This window comes from Pantoea conspicua, from assembly GCF_002095315.1.
Classification (GTDB): domain Bacteria; phylum Pseudomonadota; class Gammaproteobacteria; order Enterobacterales; family Enterobacteriaceae; genus Pantoea; species Pantoea conspicua.
The window spans coordinates 11948-28284 of sequence record NZ_MLFN01000055.1 but is presented as its reverse complement, the minus strand read 5'-3'; the positions used below and the strand labels follow the sequence as shown (position 1 = coordinate 28284).

General features: G+C 50.9%; 27 protein-coding genes and 4 pseudogenes. 30 read left to right on the top strand and 1 reads right to left on the bottom strand.

From position 1 onward, the window contains the following. From HA41_RS16350 to bfr, 3 genes are all read left to right on the top strand, one after another. Nucleotides 1-208, top strand: a 208-nt coding sequence (locus HA41_RS16350; RefSeq protein WP_046289650.1) for an EF-Tu C-terminal domain-related protein, incomplete at its 5' end; no start/stop codon positions are given. Between the two features lie 177 nt (nucleotides 209-385). Next, entirely contained in the window at nucleotides 386-580 is a 195-nt protein-coding gene (gene bfd, locus HA41_RS16345) for a bacterioferritin-associated ferredoxin (RefSeq protein WP_094121651.1), read from the top strand. Nucleotides 581-691: 111 nt separating this feature from the next. Continuing rightward, nucleotides 692-1165 carry a bacterioferritin gene (gene bfr, locus HA41_RS16340; protein ID WP_094121650.1) on the top strand — a complete coding sequence of 158 codons (474 nt, stop codon included), beginning with the start codon at nucleotides 692-694 and terminating at the stop codon, nucleotides 1163-1165. On the opposite strand, the gene HA41_RS16335 is transcribed toward bfr, so the two are convergent. Then, on the bottom strand, nucleotides 1152-1931 hold the full coding sequence (locus HA41_RS16335; RefSeq protein ID WP_244175139.1) for a prepilin peptidase: 780 nt from the start codon (nucleotides 1929-1931) through the stop codon (nucleotides 1152-1154). The two genes, bfr and HA41_RS16335, sit on opposite strands and share 14 nt — an antisense overlap. 398 nt (nucleotides 1932-2329) lie before the next feature. On the opposite strand from HA41_RS16335, the pseudogene rpsJ reads away from it, so the two are divergent. The 27 genes and pseudogenes from rpsJ (at nucleotide 2330) to rpsD (ending at nucleotide 16318) form a co-directional block, all read left to right on the top strand. Next, nucleotides 2330-2640, top strand: a pseudogene (rpsJ, locus tag HA41_RS16330) (30S ribosomal protein S10). Between the two features lie 32 nt (nucleotides 2641-2672). Further along, nucleotides 2673-3303: pseudogene (gene rplC, locus HA41_RS16325) on the top strand (50S ribosomal protein L3). A gap of 10 nt (nucleotides 3304-3313) precedes the next feature. Next, nucleotides 3314-3919, top strand: a complete 606-nt coding sequence (gene rplD, locus HA41_RS16320) for a 50S ribosomal protein L4 (RefSeq protein ID WP_003850711.1) — start codon at nucleotides 3314-3316, stop codon at nucleotides 3917-3919. Next, on the top strand, nucleotides 3916-4218 hold the full coding sequence (rplW, locus tag HA41_RS16315; RefSeq protein WP_094121649.1) for a 50S ribosomal protein L23: 303 nt from the start codon (nucleotides 3916-3918) through the stop codon (nucleotides 4216-4218). The genes rplD and rplW overlap by 4 nt, the downstream gene beginning before the upstream one ends. A 17-nt stretch (nucleotides 4219-4235) precedes the next feature. After that, entirely contained in the window at nucleotides 4236-5057 is an 822-nt protein-coding gene (gene rplB, locus HA41_RS16310; RefSeq protein ID WP_094121648.1) for a 50S ribosomal protein L2, read from the top strand. A 16-nt stretch (nucleotides 5058-5073) separates the two neighbouring features. Beyond that, nucleotides 5074-5352 carry a 30S ribosomal protein S19 gene (gene rpsS, locus HA41_RS16305; protein ID WP_001138115.1) on the top strand — a complete coding sequence of 93 codons (279 nt, stop codon included), beginning with the start codon at nucleotides 5074-5076 and terminating at the stop codon, nucleotides 5350-5352. Nucleotides 5353-5365: 13 nt separating this feature from the next. Then, nucleotides 5366-5698 (top strand): 50S ribosomal protein L22, encoded by a 333-nt coding sequence (gene rplV, locus HA41_RS16300; protein WP_008927136.1) that lies wholly within the window; start codon nucleotides 5366-5368, stop codon nucleotides 5696-5698. Nucleotides 5699-5715: 17 nt separating this feature from the next. Beyond that, nucleotides 5716-6413: pseudogene (gene rpsC, locus HA41_RS16295) on the top strand (30S ribosomal protein S3). 12 nt (nucleotides 6414-6425) lie between these two features. Beyond that, nucleotides 6426-6836, top strand: a complete 411-nt coding sequence (rplP, locus tag HA41_RS16290; protein WP_008927134.1) for a 50S ribosomal protein L16 — start codon at nucleotides 6426-6428, stop codon at nucleotides 6834-6836. Then, nucleotides 6836-7027: a 50S ribosomal protein L29 gene (rpmC, locus tag HA41_RS16285; protein ID WP_003850146.1), complete on the top strand. Its 192-nt coding sequence runs from the start codon at nucleotides 6836-6838 to the stop codon at nucleotides 7025-7027. The genes rplP and rpmC overlap by 1 nt, the downstream gene beginning before the upstream one ends. Further along, nucleotides 7027-7281, top strand: a complete 255-nt coding sequence (rpsQ, locus tag HA41_RS16280; RefSeq protein ID WP_003850147.1) for a 30S ribosomal protein S17 — start codon at nucleotides 7027-7029, stop codon at nucleotides 7279-7281. Before rpmC ends, rpsQ begins: the two co-directional genes overlap by 1 nt. Before the next feature lie 343 nt (nucleotides 7282-7624). Then, nucleotides 7625-8977 (top strand): 8-oxoguanine deaminase, encoded by a 1353-nt coding sequence (locus HA41_RS16275; protein WP_094121647.1) that lies wholly within the window; start codon nucleotides 7625-7627, stop codon nucleotides 8975-8977. Between the two features lie 248 nt (nucleotides 8978-9225). Beyond that, a complete protein-coding gene (gene rplN, locus HA41_RS16270) occupies nucleotides 9226-9597 on the top strand; it encodes a 50S ribosomal protein L14 (protein WP_006120590.1) in 372 nt (123 codons plus the stop codon). A 10-nt stretch (nucleotides 9598-9607) separates the two neighbouring features. After that, nucleotides 9608-9922: a 50S ribosomal protein L24 gene (gene rplX, locus HA41_RS16265; protein WP_003850150.1), complete on the top strand. Its 315-nt coding sequence runs from the start codon at nucleotides 9608-9610 to the stop codon at nucleotides 9920-9922. 14 nt (nucleotides 9923-9936) lie between these two features. Then, nucleotides 9937-10476, top strand: a complete 540-nt coding sequence (gene rplE / locus HA41_RS16260; RefSeq protein ID WP_031376676.1) for a 50S ribosomal protein L5 — start codon at nucleotides 9937-9939, stop codon at nucleotides 10474-10476. Between the two features lie 14 nt (nucleotides 10477-10490). Beyond that, nucleotides 10491-10796: a 30S ribosomal protein S14 gene (rpsN, locus tag HA41_RS16255; RefSeq protein ID WP_094121646.1), complete on the top strand. Its 306-nt coding sequence runs from the start codon at nucleotides 10491-10493 to the stop codon at nucleotides 10794-10796. Between the two features lie 32 nt (nucleotides 10797-10828). Next, nucleotides 10829-11221, top strand: coding sequence for a 30S ribosomal protein S8 (gene rpsH, locus HA41_RS16250; RefSeq protein WP_031376675.1), 393 nt, complete (start codon nucleotides 10829-10831; stop codon nucleotides 11219-11221). Nucleotides 11222-11233: 12 nt separating this feature from the next. Next, the gene (gene rplF, locus HA41_RS16245; RefSeq protein WP_003850161.1) at nucleotides 11234-11767 is read left to right on the top strand and encodes a 50S ribosomal protein L6; all 534 of its coding nucleotides are present in this window, start codon (nucleotides 11234-11236) and stop codon (nucleotides 11765-11767) included. Between the two features lie 9 nt (nucleotides 11768-11776). Continuing rightward, nucleotides 11777-12130 carry a 50S ribosomal protein L18 gene (gene rplR / locus HA41_RS16240; protein ID WP_031376674.1) on the top strand — a complete coding sequence of 118 codons (354 nt, stop codon included), beginning with the start codon at nucleotides 11777-11779 and terminating at the stop codon, nucleotides 12128-12130. A 14-nt stretch (nucleotides 12131-12144) separates the two neighbouring features. Beyond that, nucleotides 12145-12645, top strand: a complete 501-nt coding sequence (gene rpsE / locus HA41_RS16235) for a 30S ribosomal protein S5 (protein WP_003850164.1) — start codon at nucleotides 12145-12147, stop codon at nucleotides 12643-12645. A gap of 5 nt (nucleotides 12646-12650) precedes the next feature. Further along, nucleotides 12651-12830: a 50S ribosomal protein L30 gene (rpmD, locus tag HA41_RS16230; protein ID WP_031376672.1), complete on the top strand. Its 180-nt coding sequence runs from the start codon at nucleotides 12651-12653 to the stop codon at nucleotides 12828-12830. Between the two features lie 3 nt (nucleotides 12831-12833). Further along, nucleotides 12834-13268 (top strand): 50S ribosomal protein L15, encoded by a 435-nt coding sequence (gene rplO, locus HA41_RS16225; RefSeq protein WP_009087579.1) that lies wholly within the window; start codon nucleotides 12834-12836, stop codon nucleotides 13266-13268. A gap of 7 nt (nucleotides 13269-13275) precedes the next feature. Beyond that, on the top strand, nucleotides 13276-14607 hold the full coding sequence (secY, locus tag HA41_RS16220) for a preprotein translocase subunit SecY (protein ID WP_003850175.1): 1332 nt from the start codon (nucleotides 13276-13278) through the stop codon (nucleotides 14605-14607). Between the two features lie 32 nt (nucleotides 14608-14639). Next, nucleotides 14640-14756 (top strand): 50S ribosomal protein L36, encoded by a 117-nt coding sequence (gene rpmJ, locus HA41_RS16215; protein ID WP_004160566.1) that lies wholly within the window; start codon nucleotides 14640-14642, stop codon nucleotides 14754-14756. Between the two features lie 146 nt (nucleotides 14757-14902). After that, a pseudogene (rpsM, locus tag HA41_RS16210) lies at nucleotides 14903-15258 on the top strand (30S ribosomal protein S13). A gap of 16 nt (nucleotides 15259-15274) precedes the next feature. After that, nucleotides 15275-15664, top strand: coding sequence for a 30S ribosomal protein S11 (gene rpsK / locus HA41_RS16205; protein ID WP_004160563.1), 390 nt, complete (start codon nucleotides 15275-15277; stop codon nucleotides 15662-15664). 33 nt (nucleotides 15665-15697) lie between these two features. Next, nucleotides 15698-16318 carry a 30S ribosomal protein S4 gene (gene rpsD, locus HA41_RS16200; protein ID WP_008927131.1) on the top strand — a complete coding sequence of 207 codons (621 nt, stop codon included), beginning with the start codon at nucleotides 15698-15700 and terminating at the stop codon, nucleotides 16316-16318. The last annotated feature ends 19 nt before the right edge of the window (nucleotides 16319-16337 follow it).

The window sequence follows — 16337 nt, the reverse complement described above, 5'->3', positions numbered from 1 at the left end:
TTACCGTCCTCAGTTCTACTTCCGTACAACTGACGTAACCGGCTCAGTAGAGCTGCCAGAAGGCGTTGAAATGGTAATGCCAGGCGACAACATCAAAATGGTTGTTACCCTGATCCACCCAATCGCTATGGACGAAGGTCTGCGCTTCGCAATCCGCGAAGGCGGCCGTACTGTTGGCGCGGGTGTTGTTGCTAAAGTTATCGCTTAATTGTGATATCTGCTGTGGTCGTGCAAACGGCCACTGCAACAGAATAAAAGAGCACTTCGGTGCTCTTTTTTTTTGCCGACAGAAAAGGCAAGGGTAAGACCCTACAAAGGCTGGGTTTGAAATAAAAACGATTCGCATTTACACTGTGTACAGAAAATGTACCAGAGTGATGAGTCAATGTACGTCTGCCTGTGTAATGCCGTAAGTGATAAAACCCTTCGTGAAGTTGTACGCCGCTATCAGCCCAAATCTATCCAGCAGCTTCGTCAGCTTGTTCCGGTTGGCAAGCAGTGTGGTAAATGTATTCGCGCTGCGCGTGAAATCATGAACGAAGAGATGCAGCATGCCCCGCTGTATAAAGAGATTGCCTGAACATCGGGCGATTTGTTCTCTGTGTGGGAATAACCACATTATTTGTCGCGTTTTTTTGACTTCTTTTTAACCGCATCTACGCTCTAATAAACCGGACGCGGAGGGTTAACAATGAAGGGCGACATAAAAGTTATCAGTCATCTCAATAAACTGCTTGGAAATGAGCTGGTTGCCATCAATCAGTACTTTTTGCATGCACGGATGTTCAAAAACTGGGGGCTGACACGCCTCAACGATGTCGAATACCATGAATCAATCGATGAGATGAAACATGCCGACAAGTACATTGAACGCATTCTTTTTCTGGAAGGTATTCCCAACCTGCAGGATTTAGGCCGCCTGCGCATTGGTGAGGATGTCGAAGAGATGCTGGGTTCCGATCTTGCGCTGGAGCTGGAAGGGGCAAAAGATCTGCGTGAAGCGATCTCCTATGCAGACAAAGTTCATGACTACGTCAGTCGTGACATGATGATAGAAATCCTCGCCGATGAGGAACACCACATCGACTGGATCGAAACCGAACTTGAGCTAATCCGTAAAATGGGTATCCAGAACTACCTGCAGGCACAGATTAAAGAAGAGTAAAGCGCATCTGGAGCACGATCATCACCCAGCCCGCAATGGCCAGGAATGGGCCAAACGGCAGCGGGCTGTTATTTAACTCTGTAGACCCACGCCAATGCCCGATCACGATATTCCCCAGTGCCAGCGATGTCGCTCCCACGGCTATCCAGGGTAATACCTGCCAGCCACAACAACTTCCCAGCGCCGCAAATAGCTTCATGTCGCCATAACCCAGTCCGTCACGTCCCCGACATAACCGATAGCCCCAGCCCAGCAGCCAAAGCGTGCAGTAGCCTGCCAGGCCACCTGTGATCGCCGCCGCTTCAGATCCCGTCGTCAGTGCATGGGTTAAACCCAGCCAGAGCAGCATATAGTTGAGCGGGTCAGGCAGACAGAGATGCCGACGGTCAATCGCGGCCAGCAACAGCAGCAGGCAAGAGCTGGCAATAATGAACAGGCAGTCCGTTATCCGATCAAAGGTATTGACCACCAGCAGGCAGAGCAGGGCGATCAATCCCTCTGTCATCAGGCTGCACCGGCTAAAAGGCTGACGGCAGTAGCGGCATTTACCTTTTAAGGCTGGCCAGCTTATCAGCGGTAAGTTGTCGCGCCACAAGAGTCGATGATGACAGCAGTCACACTGCGAGCCGGGAGAGCAGAGTGCGCCGAACCACCGGGCAGGCGAGAGGGTGGGTGAGTAGCGATGAGAGGCCAGTGCGATAAAGCTGCCCAATGCACTGCCGACGATAAGGGTAACGGCATTGATCGCCATCTGAAGCGGGTTCATAACGGTTCCTGAGTGGAGTAACAGGTCTGACGGGACTCTGCGCGTAATCCACGTGCCTGTCATGGCAGCAATCGCTTTATCGGGAAATAGCGCGCAGTAAAAGAGCGGAATGGACACGGAGAGGCGAGGGTAGTGCGAGGCAGACCGAAAAACCTCCGGCGATAATCAGAGGGAAAAGGTCAACACGGGTTGCTTCCTGAGCAGATTTACGTATAATGCGCGGGCCTGCAGATATTGCAGGCGCGATTCGAGCAGAATCGCAGACGGCAGAATTTTAGGCCGCCTGACAATACTCCCAATTGGGGAGTTATATGCTGAACGATTACACTCTCCCATCAATCGTAATGGGCTCGAGTAGTAATTTTTTTCGTCTATAAAAAGTTTGGAGCTCTGGTCTCATGCAGAACCAAAGAATCCGTATCCGTCTTAAAGCGTTTGATCATCGTCTGATCGATCAATCAACCGCGGAAATCGTTGAGACCGCCAAGCGCACTGGTGCGCAGGTTCGTGGTCCGATCCCGCTGCCAACCCGCAAAGAGCGCTTTACCGTTCTGATCTCTCCGCACGTTAACAAAGATGCGCGTGATCAGTACGAAATCCGCACTCACAAGCGTCTGGTAGACATCGTTGAGCCAACTGAAAAACCGTTGATGCTCTGATGCGTCTGGATCTGGCTGCCGGTGTTGACGTGCAGATCAGCCTGGGTTAATCAGGTCATCGAGCGATTGAGAGGTTGAAACAATGATTGGTTTAGTCGGTAAAAAAGTGGGCATGACCCGCATCTTCACTGAAGATGGCGTTTCTATCCCCGTCACCGTAATCGAAGTTGAAGCGAACCGCGTTACTCAGGTCAAAGGCCTGGAAAACGATGGTTACCAGGCAATTCAGGTTACCACCGGTGCTAAAAAAAGCAAACCGTGTGACCAAACCTGAAGCTGGTCATTTTGCTAAAGCTGGCGTTGAAGCTGGCCGCGGCCTGTGGGAATTCCGCACCGCTGAAGGTGAAGAATACTCTGTAGGTCAGAGCATCAGCGTTGAGATTTTCGCTGAAGTTAAAAAAGTTGACGTAACCGGTACCTCTAAAGGTAAAGGTTTCGCCGGTACCGTTAAGCGCTGGAACTTCCGTACCCAGGACGCGACTCACGGTAACTCCTTGTCTCACCGCGTTCCGGGTTCAATCGGTCAGAACCAGACTCCGGGCAAAGTGTTCAAAGGCAAGAAAATGGCAGGTCAGCTGGGTAATGAGCGCGTAACCGTTCAGAGTCTGGACGTAGTACGTGTTGACGCTGAGCGCAACCTGCTGCTGGTTAAAGGTGCAGTTCCCGGTGCAACCGGTAGCGACCTGATCGTTAAACCAGCTGTGAAGGCGTAAGGGGATAGCAATGGAATTAGTATTGAAAGACGCGCAGAGCGCGCTGACTGTTTCCGAAACTACCTTCGGTCGTGATTTCAACGAAGCGCTGGTTCACCAGGTTGTTGTTGCTTACGCATCTGGCGCCCGCCAGGGTACTCGTGCGCAGAAAACGCGTGCTGAAGTAACCGGTTCAGGCAAAAAGCCATGGCGTCAAAAAGGCACCGGCCGTGCGCGTGCAGGTTCTGTAAAGAGCCCAATCTGGCGTTCAGGTGGCGTGACCTTTGCTGCGAAGCCGCAGGACCACAGTCAAAAAGTTAACAAAAAGATGTACCGCGGCGCGCTGAAAAGCATCCTGTCCGAGCTGGTACGTCAAGATCGTCTGATCGTTGTCGAATCATTTGCTGTAGAAGCGCCGAAAACCAAGCTGCTGGTACAGAAACTGAAAGACATGGCGCTGGAAGACGTGCTGATCATCACTGGCGAACTGGATGAGAATCTGTTCCTGGCTGCGCGTAACCTGTACAAGGTTGACGTGCGTGATGCATCAGGTATCGACCCAGTTAGCCTGATCGCCTTCGACAAAGTCGTTATGACTGCTGATGCAGTTAAGCAAGTTGAGGAGATGCTGGCATGATCCGTGAAGAACGTCTGCTGAAAGTACTGCGCGCGCCGCACGTATCTGAAAAAGCATCTAGCGCGATGGAAAAAACCAATACCATCGTTCTCAAAGTTGCTAATGACGCGACCAAAGCAGAGATCGTTGCTGCTGTTGAGAAACTGTTCGAAGTAGAAGTTAAAGACGTTAACACCCTGGTTGTTAAGGGTAAAGTTAAGCGTCACGGACAGCGTATCGGTCGTCGTAGCGACTGGAAAAAAGCTTACGTCACCCTGAAAGAAGGCCAGAATCTGGACTTCGCTGGCGGCGCTGAGTAAGTCGGAGGAGAAAGACAATGGCAGTTGTTAAATGTAAACCGACATCTCCGGGTCGTCGCCATGTAGTTAAAGTGGTAAACGCGGAGCTGCACAAGGGCAAACCATTTGCCCCGCTGGTAGAAAAAAACAGCAAATCCGGTGGCCGTAACAACAATGGTCGTATCACTACCCGTCACATCGGTGGTGGTCATAAGCAGGCTTACCGTCTGGTTGACTTCAAACGCAACAAAGATGGTATCCCGGCAGTTGTTGAACGTCTTGAGTACGATCCGAACCGCTCTGCGAACATCGCACTGGTTCTGTACAAAGATGGCGAGCGCCGTTATATCCTGGCCCCTAAAGGCCTGAAAGCCGGCGACCAGATCCAGTCTGGCGTTGATGCTGCGATCAAAGCAGGTAACACTCTGCCGATGCGTAACATCCCGGTGGGTTCTACTGTGCATAACGTAGAAATGAAACCAGGCAAAGGCGGTCAGATTGCTCGCTCAGCCGGTGCTTACGTGCAGATCGTTGCGCGTGAAGGTTCTTACGTTACCCTGCGTCTGCGTTCTGGTGAAATGCGTAAAGTCGAATCTGACTGCCGCGCAACACTGGGCGAAGTCGGCAACGCTGAGCATATGCTGCGCGTTCTGGGTAAAGCTGGTGCAGCCCGTTGGCGTGGTGTTCGTCCGACCGTTCGTGGTACCGCGATGAACCCAGTTGATCACCCGCACGGTGGTGGTGAAGGTCGTAACTTTGGTAAGCACCCGGTCACTCCGTGGGGCGTTCAGACCAAAGGTAAGAAGACCCGTAGCAACAAGCGTACTGATAAATTTATCGTACGTCGCCGTAGCAAATAATATTAGAGGATAAGCCATGCCACGTTCTCTCAAGAAAGGTCCTTTTATTGACCTGCACTTGCTGAAGAAGGTAGAGAAAGCGGTGGAAAGCGGTGACAAGAAGCCTTTGCGCACTTGGTCCCGTCGTTCAACGATCTTTCCTAACATGATCGGTTTGACCATCGCTGTCCATAATGGTCGTCAGCACGTTCCTGTCTTTGTTTCCGACGAAATGGTTGGTCACAAACTGGGTGAATTCGCGCCGACACGTACTTATCGCGGTCACGCGGCTGATAAAAAAGCCAAGAAGAAATAAGTAGGAGGAAGAGATGGAAACTTTAGCTCAACATCGCCACGCTCGTTCTTCTGCTCAGAAGGTTCGCCTTGTTGCTGACCTGATTCGCGGTAAGAAAGTGTCGCAGGCACTGGACATTTTGACCTACACCAACAAGAAAGCGGCTGTACTGGTCAAAAAAGTTCTGGAATCTGCCATTGCTAACGCCGAACACAACGATGGCGCTGATATCGACGATCTGAAAATCACGAAAATTTTCGTTGATGAAGGTCCGACCATGAAACGCATTATGCCGCGTGCCAAAGGTCGTGCAGATCGCATCCTGAAGCGCACCAGCCACATTACTGTGGTTGTGTCCGATCGCTGAGACTCTGGAGACTAGCAATGGGTCAGAAAGTACATCCTAATGGTATTCGCCTGGGTATTGTAAAACCATGGAACTCTACCTGGTTTGCGAACACCAAAGAATTCGCTGACAACCTGGACAGCGATTTTAAAGTACGTCAGTTCCTGACTAAAGAACTGGCTAAAGCGTCTGTCTCTCGTATCGTTATCGAGCGTCCAGCGAAGAGCATCCGTGTGACTATTCACACTGCTCGTCCGGGCATCGTGATCGGTAAGAAAGGCGAAGATGTAGAAAACTGCGCACGGTCGTCGCGAATATCGCTGGCGTTCCTGCACAGATCAATATCGCCGAAGTCCGCAAGCCGGAACTGGACGCGAAACTGGTAGCTGACAGCATCACTTCACAGCTGGAGCGTCGTGTGATGTTCCGTCGTGCTATGAAGCGTGCGGTTCAGAACGCCATGCGTCTGGGCGCGAAGGGGATTAAAGTTGAAGTTAGCGGCCGTCTGGGCGGCGCCGAGATCGCACGTACCGAATGGTATCGTGAAGGTCGCGTGCCGTTGCACACTCTGCGTGCTGACATTGACTACAACACCTCTGAAGCCCACACCACTTATGGTGTAATCGGCGTTAAGGTATGGATCTTCAAAGGTGAGATCCTGGGTGGTATGGCTGCTGTTGAACAACCGGAACCGGCTGCTCAACCTAAAAAGCAGCAGCGTAAAGGCCGTAAGTAAGGAGAGTCGCTGATGTTACAACCAAAGCGTACGAAATTCCGTAAAGTGCACAAAGGCCGTAACCGCGGTCTGGCTGCGGGTACGGATGTCAGCTTCGGTACTTTCGGTCTGAAAGCTGTTGGCCGTGGTCGTCTGACTGCTCGTCAGATCGAAGCAGCACGTCGTGCTATGACCCGTGCAGTTAAGCGTCAAGGTAAGATCTGGATCCGAGTATTCCCGGACAAACCGATCACCGAGAAGCCGCTGGAAGTGCGTATGGGTAAAGGTAAGGGTAACGTGGAGTATTGGGTTGCCCTGATCCAGCCTGGTAAAGTCCTGTATGAAATGGACGGCGTACCAGAAGAGCTGGCCCGTGAAGCATTCAAGCTGGCAGCAGCAAAACTGCCTATCAAAACCACCTTTGTAACTAAGACGGTGATGTAATGAAAGCAACTGAGCTGCGTGAAAAAAGCGTTGAAGAGCTGAACACTGAGCTGCTTAATCTGCTGCGTGAGCAATTTAACCTGCGCATGCAGGCAGCATCTGGCCAACTGCAGCAGACTCATCTGCTGAAGCAAGTGCGCCGTGATGTTGCACGCGTTAAGACTTTACTGACTGAGAAGGCGGGTTCGTAATGACCGATAAAATCCGTACTCTGCAGGGTCGTGTAGTAAGTGACAAAATGCAGAAATCTGCAGTTGTTGCTATCGAACGTTTCGTGAAACACCCGATCTACGGCAAATTCATTAAGCGTACGACTAAGCTGCACATCCATGACGAGAACAATGAATGTGGAATTGGTGACGTGGTAGAAATCCGCGAATGCCGTCCACTGTCCAAGACTAAATCCTGGACCCTGGTTCGCGTAATTGAGAAAGCTGTTCTGTAATAAGAATCGTTTTTTCTGAGAAAACCCTCTGCTTCGGCAGGGGGTTTTTTTTGCCTTGAATCCGGACCTTGATCCATTTGTACCCGTGCGACTGCAAAGGTGATGGCGTACACCATCATGCGCAATCTGCGGCTCTTCAGCCCTGTCACCTGGAAACCCCCCTCAGCCAGAACAGGGTGATCATAACCGAACAACGAAATGTGTGGTGAGCAGGAAGAGGCCAGATCGTTTGCGGCGTCTGCGGTTGAAATTGCCTCTGGTTGTTGCGTGACTTGCGATTAGCTCAGCGAAAAACTTACCGCTATTATCAGGAGCTACATAACAGCAACCTGCGGGCAATCAGATGGAACGAACACTATTACTAAAGAACGCCGACTGTGTGGTTTGCATGGATGCCGACCGTCGTGAAATACCTAACGCCAGTATCCTGATAAAAGGGAATCAGATCGTTGCCGTCGGGGAAGCAGCTTCGCTTCCAGACCGTGCTGATGAGGTTATCGACCTTAAAGGCCATATCGTCATTCCAGGGCTGATTAATACACATCACCATATGTATCAGAGCCTGACCCGTGCAATCCCCGCCGTACAGAATGGTGAGCTGTTTAACTGGCTGACCCACCTCTATCCGCTGTGGCAGAACCTGACGCCGGAGATGATTCGAATCTCGACGCAAATCTCAATGGCGGAACTGATGTTGTCGGGCTGCACCACAACCAGTGACCATCTCTATGTCTATCCTAATGGCTGCCAGCTTGATGACAGTATTGAAGCAGCAAAAGAGATGGGAATGCGTTTTCATGCCAGCCGGGGCAGTATGAGCGTCGGGAAGTCGCTGGGTGGCCTGCCGCCTGACAGTCTGGTGGAGAACGAGGCCGCAATCTTAAAAGATACTCAGCGTGTCATAGAGCGCTATCATGACGACCGGCACGGGTCGATGTTACGGGTGGTGGTGGCGCCCTGCTCGCCGTTCTCCGTTAGCCGTGAGCTAATGAAGCAGTCTGCGACGATGGCACGTCATTATGGCGTTTCAATGCACACCCACCTGGCTGAAAACGACAGTGATATCCGTTACAGCCGCGAAAAATTCAATATGACGCCAGCACAGTATGTGGAAGACCTCGGCTGGGTAGGGCCCGACGTCTGGCACGCACACTGTGTAAAGCTGGATCAGCACGGTATTGAACTCTTTGCCCGCACCGGTACCGGGATCGCGCACTGTCCCTGCTCGAATATGCGATTGGGTTCGGGTATCGCGCCTGTGCGTCACATGTGCGATGCCGGTGTACACGTTGGCATGGGCGTCGATGGTTCCGCCTCCAATGACAGCTCAGATATGATTGCAGAGGTGCGTCAGGCAATGTTGCTGCAGCGGGTCGGCTTTGGCCCGGACGCGATGACAGCGCGACAGGCACTGGAACTGGCGACGCTTGGTGGGGCAAAGGTACTTAACCGCGATGATGTCGGAACGATTGCACCGGGTATGATGGCCGATTTGGCTGTTTTTGACCTGAATAAAATTGGACTTGCCGGGGCAGGGCACGATCCGGTTGCGTCACTGGTCTTCTGTAATCCCGGCCAGGTCGCTTACAGCATCATCAACGGCAATGTCAGGGTACGTAACGGCCAACTGGCGGGAATTGAACTGCCAACGGTGTTACATCAGCATAACCAACTGGCCAGAAAGTTGGTAAGTTAGTCCAATCGGGCACTTTATTTAGGAAGCGACGAAAAATAAGGCAGATTACATTTGCTACTGTTCGCACTATTCCCTAGAATACGCCCTCCCTGTCATCAGGGAAAATCAGCGGCTCGATTGAGAGCCGTTTATTTTTTCTACCCATCTGTGAGAACCGGTGTTACAATGCCGCGCCCTCAATTATGGGGCTTTCTAACGACCTGAGGTTTAGGTCCCGAAGTAGTAGTTGACATTAGCGGAGCACTAAAATGATCCAAGAACAGACTATGCTGAACGTCGCCGACAACTCCGGTGCACGTCGCGTAATGTGTATCAAGGTTCTGGGTGGCTCGCACCGTCGCTACGCAGGCGTCGGTGACATCATCAAAGTTACCATCAAGGAAGCAATTCCGCGTGGTAAAGTCAAAAAAGGTGATGTCCTGAAGGCGGTAGTGGTGCGCACCAGGAAGGGTGTTCGTCGCCCGGACGGTTCTGTCATTCGCTTCGATGGTAATGCATGCGTTATTTTAAACAATAACAGTGAGCAGCCTATCGGTACGCGTATTTTTGGGCCGGTAACTCGTGAACTTCGTACTGAAAAGTTCATGAAAATTATCTCTCTGGCACCAGAAGTACTCTAAGGAGCGAACAATGGCAGCTAAAATCCGTCGTAACGACGAAGTTATCGTGTTAACCGGTAAAGATAAAGGTAAGCGCGGTAAAGTTAAGAATGTCCTGTCTTCTGGTAAGGTCATCGTTGAAGGTATCAACCTGGTGAAGAAACATCAGAAGCCGGTTCCGGCTCTGAACCAACCAGGTGGCATCGTTGAAAAAGAAGCTGCAATTCAGGTTTCTAACGTTGCACTGTTCAATGCGGCAACTGGTAAGGCTGACCGTGTAGGCTTTAGATTCGAAGACGGCAAAAAAGTCCGTTTCTTCAAGTCTAACAGCGAAACTATCAAGTAATTTGGAGTAGTACGATGGCGAAACTGCATGATTACTACAAAGACGAAGTAGTCCAGAAACTCATGACAGAGTTTGGCTACAATTCTGTCATGCAAGTCCCTCGGGTCGAGAAGATCACCCTGAACATGGGTGTTGGTGAAGCGATCGCTGACAAGAAACTGCTGGATAACGCAGCAGCTGACCTGGCAGCAATCTCCGGTCAAAAACCGCTGGTCACCAAAGCACGCAAATCAGTTGCAGGCTTCAAAATCCGTCAGGGCTATCCGATCGGCTGTAAAGTAACTCTGCGTGGCGAACGCATGTGGGAGTTCTTTGAGCGTCTGATCACCATTGCTGTTCCACGTATCCGTGACTTCCGTGGCTTGTCCGCTAAGTCATTCGATGGTCGTGGCAACTACAGCATGGGTGTACGTGAGCAGATCATCTTCCCAGAAATCGACTACGACAAAGTCGATCGCGTTCGTGGTTTGGATATTACCATTACCACTACTGCGAAATCTGATGATGAAGGCCGTGCTCTGCTGGCTGCCTTTGACTTCCCGTTCCGTAAGTAAGGTAGGGTTACTTAATGGCTAAGCAATCTATGAAAGCGCGCGAAGTTAAGCGTGCAAAATTAGCAGACAAATTCTTCGCTAAACGCGCTGAACTGAAAGCGATCATTTCTGATGTGAACGCTTCCGACGAAGATCGTTGGGGTGCCGTTCTGAAGCTGCAGAGTCTGCCGCGTGATTCCAGCCCTTCACGTCAGCGTAACCGCTGCCGTCAAACAGGTCGTCCGCACGGTTTCCTGCGGAAGTTTGGGTTGAGCCGTATCAAGGTCCGCGAAGCCGCCATGCGCGGTGAAATCCCGGGCCTGAAAAAGGCTAGCTGGTAATTGTCACCAATTGAATCACGGGAGTAACACAGATGAGCATGCAAGATCCGATCGCGGATATGCTGACCCGTATCCGTAACGGTCAGGCCGCGAACAAAGTTGCGGTCACCATGCCTTCCTCCAAGCTGAAATTGGCAATTGCCAACGTTCTGAAGGAAGAAGGATATATTGAAGATTTTAAAATCGAAGGCGACACCAAGCTGGAACTGGAACTGACTCTTAAGTATTTCCAGGGCAAAGCGGTTGTGGAAAGCATTCAGCGAGTAAGCCGTCCTGGTCTGCGCATCTATAAGAAAAAAGATGAGCTGCCAAAGGTAATGGCTGGTATGGGCATCGCTGTAGTTTCTACATCTAAAGGTGTCATGACTGATCGTGCAGCGCGCCAGGCAGGTCTTGGTGGCGAAATTATCTGCTACGTAGCGTAATCGGAGGATACTATGTCTCGTGTTGCTAAAGCACCTGTCGTTGTTCCTGCCGGCGTAGAGGTAAAACTCAACGGTCAGGTAATTTCGATTAAAGGTAAAAACGGCGAGCTGACTCGTACTATCAATGATGCTGTTGAAGTTAAGCATGCTGACAACGCTCTGACTTTCGCTCCGCGCGAAGGTTTCGTTGACGGCTGGGCGCAGGCGGGTACTTCTCGCGCGCTGCTGAACGCAATGGTTATCGGTGTTACCGAAGGCTTCACTAAGAAGCTGCAGCTGGTTGGTGTAGGTTATCGTGCAGCCGTTAAAGGCGACGTGGTTAACCTGTCTCTGGGCTTTTCTCATCCAGTCGATCACCAGCTGCCCGCGGGTATCACTGCAGAATGTCCAACTCAGACTGAAATCGTGCTGAAAGGCGCTGATAAACAGCTGATTGGTCAGGTTGCAGCTGACTTGCGCGCCTACCGTCGTCCTGAGCCTTATAAAGGCAAGGGTGTCCGTTACGCCGACGAAGTCGTGCGTACCAAAGAGGCTAAGAAGAAGTAAGGTAACACTATGGATAAGAAATCTGCTCGTATCCGTCGTGCGACCCGTGCACGTCGCAAGCTCAAAGAGCTGGGTGCTACTCGCCTGGTGGTACATCGTACCCCGCGTCATATTTACGCACAGGTAATCGCCCCGAACGGTTCCGAAGTTCTGGTCGCTGCTTCTACAGTAGAAAAAGCTATCACTGAACAACTGAAGTATACCGGTAATAAAGAAGCCGCAGCTGCAGTAGGTAAAGTCATTGCAGAACGCGCAATCGAAAAAGGCATCACAGGTGTTTCTTTCGACCGTTCCGGTTTCCAATATCATGGTCGCGTCCAGGCACTGGCAGATGCTGCCCGTGAAGCTGGCCTTCAGTTCTAAGGTAGAGGTCTAAGATGGCACACATCGAGAAACAAGCTGGCGAACTGCAGGAAAAACTGATCGCGGTAAACCGTGTTTCTAAAACTGTTAAAGGTGGTCGTATCTTCTCCTTCACAGCACTGACTGTGGTAGGCGATGGTAATGGTCGCGTAGGTTTTGGTTACGGTAAAGCGCGTGAAGTTCCAGCAGCGATCCAGAAAGCGATGGAGAAAGCCCGTCGCAACATGGTTAACGTCGCGCTGACCAACGGCACCCTGCAGCACCCTGTTAAAGGTGCACACACGGGTTCCCGCGTGTTCATGCAGCCGGCTTCAGAAGGTACCGGTATTATTGCCGGTGGTGCAATGCGCGCCGTTCTGGAAGTCGCTGGAGTTCATAACGTACTGGCAAAAGCCTATGGTTCCACCAACCCGATTAACGTGGTTCGTGCAACTATCGACGGCCTGGGCAATATGAAATCTCCGGAAATGGTCGCTGCTAAGCGTGGTAAATCCGTTGAAGAAATTCTGGGGTAATCACGATGGCTAAGACTATTAAAATCACTCAAACCCGCAGTGCTATTGGCCGTTTGCCTAAGCATAAAGCCACTCTGGTTGGCCTGGGTCTGCGTCGTATTGGCCACACCGTTGAGCGTGAAGATACGCCTGCAGTACGCGGTATGGTTAACGCGGTTTCCTATATGGTTAAAGTGGAGGAGTAAGAGATGCGTTTAAATACTCTGTCTCCGGCCGAAGGGTCTAAGCACGCTACCAAGCGTCTGGGTCGTGGTATCGGTTCTGGCCTCGGAAAAACCGGTGGTCGTGGTCACAAAGGTCAGAACTCACGTTCTGGCGGTGGCGTACGTCGCGGTTTCGAAGGTGGTCAGATGCCTCTGTACCGTCGTCTGCCGAAGTTCGGTTTCACCTCTCGCAAAGCAATGATCACCACAGAGATTCGTCTGTCTGATCTGGCGAAAGTTGAAGGCGGTATCGTCGACCTGAACGCGCTGAAAGCAGCCAACATTGTCGGTGTTCAGATTGAATTCGTTAAAGTAATTCTGTCTGGTGAAGTTTCTGCACCGGTAACGGTTCGCGGTCTGCGTGTCACCAAAGGTGCACGTGCTGCAATCGAAGCTGCTGGCGGTAAAATCGAGGAATAAGTAGCAGATGGCTAAACAACCGGGATTAGATTTTCAAAGTGCCAAAGGTGGCTTTGGTGAGCTGAAACGCAGACTGCTGTTTGTAATCGGCGCACTGATTGTCTTCCGAATTGGCTCTTTCATTCCAATCCCTGGTATTGATGCCACTGTACTTGCCAAACTGCTTGAGCAACAGCGTGGCACCATCATTGAAATGTTCAACATGTTCTCTGGTGGTGCTCTTAGCCGTGCTTCTATTTTCGCACTGGGTATCATGCCGTATATTTCGGCATCCATTATTATTCAGTTATTAACGGTGGTTCATCCAGCGTTAGCGGAAATTAAGAAAGAAGGGGAGGCTGGCCGTCGTAAGATTAGCCAGTACACCCGATACGGTACGTTGGTATTGGCCATATTTCAGTCAATCGGTATTGCTACCGGTTTACCGAATATGCCAGGGATGCAGGGCCTGGTGATGAATCCAGGCTTTGCCTTCTATTTTACCGCTGTTGTGAGTCTGGTCTCAGGGACAATGTTCCTGATGTGGCTGGGCGAACAGATTACTGAGCGCGGTATCGGTAACGGTATTTCGATCATTATCTTCGCAGGTATTGTTGCGGGTCTCCCGCCGGCCATTGGCCATACCATCGAGCAAGCGCGGCAAGGTGACCTGCACTTCCTTCTGTTGCTGTTGGTTGCAGTACTCGTATTCGCCGTGACCTTCTTTGTTATTTTCGTTGAGCGTGGTCAACGCCGCATTGTGGTGAACTATGCAAAACGTCAGCAAGGTCGTCGTGTTTACGCTGCACAGAGCACACATTTACCGTTGAAAGTGAACATGGCGGGCGTAATTCCGGCTATTTTTGCTTCCAGCATTATTCTGTTCCCGGCAACGATTGCATCGTGGTTCGGGGGCGGTACCGGTTGGAACTGGCTGACAACAATTTCGCTGTATTTGCAGCCAGGACAGCCGCTTTATGTGCTACTCTATGCGACTGCAATCATCTTCTTCTGTTTCTTCTATACGGCGTTGGTTTTCAACCCACGTGAAACAGCAGATAACCTGAAGAAGTCTGGTGCATTCGTACCGGGAATTCGTCCGGGAGAGCAAACGGCGAAGTACATCGATAAAGTGATGACGCGTTTAACCTTAATCGGTGCGCTGTATATTACTTTTATCTGCCTTATCCCGGAGTTCATGCGTGATGCGATGAAGGTTCCCTTCTACTTTGGCGGTACGTCACTGCTTATCGTAGTTGTCGTCATCATGGACTTTATGGCTCAAGTGCAAACTCTGATGATGTCAAGTCAGTACGAGTCGGCATTGAAGAAAGCTAACCTGAAGGGCTACGGCCGTTAATTCAGGTGGTTGAGAAGTTACGGAGAGTAAAAATGAAAGTTCGTGCTTCCGTCAAGAAATTATGTCGTAACTGCAAAATCATTCGTCGCGACGGTGTCGTCCGTGTGATCTGCAGCGCCGAGCCAAAGCATAAACAGCGCCAAGGCTGATTTTGTCACATATTTTTCTTGCAAAGTCGGGTTGAGCTGGCTAGATTAGCCAGCCAATCTTTTGTATGTCAGTGCGTTTCCATTTGAGTATCCTGAAAACGGGCTTTTCAGCATGGGACGTGCTTATTTAATTATAGGAGTGCATAGTGGCCCGTATAGCAGGCATTAACATTCCTGATCAAAAACATACCGTTATCGCATTAACTTCGATCTTCGGTATCGGTAAAACTCGTTCTAAAGCCATCTGCGCTTCAACGGGTATTGCTGAAAATGTTAAGATCAGTGAGCTGTCTGAAGAACAAATTGATCAGCTGCGTGATGCAGTTGCGAAATTCGTTGTAGAAGGTGATCTGCGCCGTGAAATCACCCTGAGCATCAAGCGTCTTATGGACCTTGGTTGCTACCGTGGTTTGCGCCATCGTCGTGGTCTCCCGGTTCGCGGTCAGCGTACCAAGACCAACGCACGTACCCGTAAGGTCCGCGTAAACCGATCAAGAAATAATCGGGGTGAGTAAATAATGGCAAAGGCACCAGTTCGTGCACGTAAGCGTGTAAGAAAACAAGTCTCAGATGGCGTGGCTCATGTCCATGCTTCTTTTAACAACACCATCGTTACCATTACTGATCGTCAGGGTAACGCTCTGGGTTGGGCAACCGCCGGTGGTTCCGGTTTCCGCGGTTCACGTAAATCCACTCCGTTTGCTGCTCAGGTCGCTGCAGAGCGCTGTGCAGAAGCGGTAAAAGATTACGGTATTAAGAACCTGGAAGTTATGGTTAAGGGTCCGGGTCCGGGTCGCGAATCTACGATTCGTGCCTTGAACGCCGCTGGTTTCCGCATCACTAATATTACTGATGTGACTCCGATCCCTCATAACGGTTGTCGTCCGCCGAAAAAACGTCGCGTATAACGCCCGTTTTTTTAGGATAGTTGGAGAAAGAAAATGGCAAGATATTTGGGTCCTAAGCTCAAGCTGAGCCGTCGTGAGGGCACTGACTTATTCCTTAAGTCTGGCGTTCGCGCGATTGATTCCAAGTGTAAGATCGAACAAGCGCCTGGTCAGCATGGTGCGCGTAAACCGCGTCTGTCTGATTACGGCGGTCAGTTACGTGAGAAGCAGAAAGTTCGTCGTATCTACGGCGTGCTGGAGCGTCAGTTCCGTAACTACTATAAAGAAGCAGCACGTCTTAAAGGCAACACGGGTGAAAACCTGCTGGCTCTGCTGGAAGGCCGTCTGGACAACGTAGTTTATCGTATGGGCTTTGGTGCCACTCGTGCGGAAGCACGTCAGCTGGTGAGCCATAAGTCTGTTCTGGTAAATGGCCGCGTTGTTAACATCGCTTCTTATCAGGTATCTCCGAATGATGTCGTTAGCATCCGTGAGAAAGCCAAAAAGCAATCTCGCGTGAAGGCCGCTCTGGAGCTGGCTGAGCAGCGTGAAAAGCCAACCTGGCTGGAAGTTGATGCGACTAAGATGGAAGGTGTGTTCAAGCGTATTCCTGAGCGTACTGATCTGTCTGCGGACATTAACGAACACCTGATCGTCGAGCTTTACTCTAAGTAAAGCTTAGTACCAAAGAGAG